Source organism: Wolbachia endosymbiont of Drosophila seguyi, assembly GCF_028981765.1.
Lineage (GTDB): Bacteria > Pseudomonadota > Alphaproteobacteria > Rickettsiales > Anaplasmataceae > Wolbachia > Wolbachia pipientis.
The window spans coordinates 1-928 of sequence record NZ_JAPQLM010000068.1 but is presented as its reverse complement, the minus strand read 5'-3'; the positions used below and the strand labels follow the sequence as shown (position 1 = coordinate 928).

Genomic DNA, 928 nt, shown 5'->3' with positions numbered 1-928 from the left:
TTCTTTTGCCTTTTTTTTCATTTGGTAAATTTCTTAAATATTTATGGCTAAACGACAATCGTCATCCCGCAGCGGGATCTAGAGATACCGCGGCGGTATGACGTAGGGAAACCTTTCTTGGGTTAGCTATAAAACTAATCAGCATCTTGTTTAGCACATATAAATTAAGTTTCACAAATATAGTGCTAAACCTTGAAAATATGTTATAGCTACTTCTTCCAATTTAGTGGTGGGTTTTGACAGTACACATGTTATTTTACTAGCTACCAACTCAAGTGTCACAGAAGTTGCAATCATTTTAAATGTCACAGAAGTTGCAATCACTGCATTTATATTCTGTACTTTAACATTTACTCTACTTTCTATTAGAGGCTTTACCCCCCTTACATCATTACGTACAGCAGTATGATTTATTTCATTTTCAATTCCACTACTATGCTGCAACAAGATATCCCCATTAACTTTTATTTCAACATTTTTGTCACTACTACCATTGTTAAAATTTAATCCCTCATCTCTTCTACTTTGTCTTTTTTCTTTTAATTTTAATTCAGTTTCTCTTTTATCAAGGGTAGGAAATGGGATGTGAGTTTTTTCCTGACCATCTTGATTTATAGCTCTTGTTGTATTAAAAGCTTCGTTGCTTTTACATGATATTGTATAAGTAAGTGGTGTGTAGATTTTTTCTTCACTATCTGGATATTTTATAGTTATTGTTGCATTAAGAATGTCTTTCAGAATATCATTTTCTCTAGCTATGTCTAAAATTTTTTGAATAACTTTGCGATCATGTAATGCGGCAAGTAACTTATCAGTTACTTTTTGATTATTTTTATGTTTTATGGTTATTGTTGTGTTAAGAATGTCTTTCAGAATACCGTTTTCTTTAGCTACTCTTAACATTTTCTCAACAGCTATACTATCTTTA

1 protein-coding gene is annotated in these 928 nt (G+C 31.5%); it reads right to left on the bottom strand.

All coding sequences use genetic code 11. The features are described 5' to 3' along the window. Positions 1–171: 171 nt before the first annotated feature. A partial coding sequence (locus OZD62_RS01300; RefSeq protein ID WP_458695025.1) for a WD_0033/WD_0034 family tandem repeat-containing protein occupies positions 172–928 on the bottom strand: 757 nt, incomplete at its 5' end.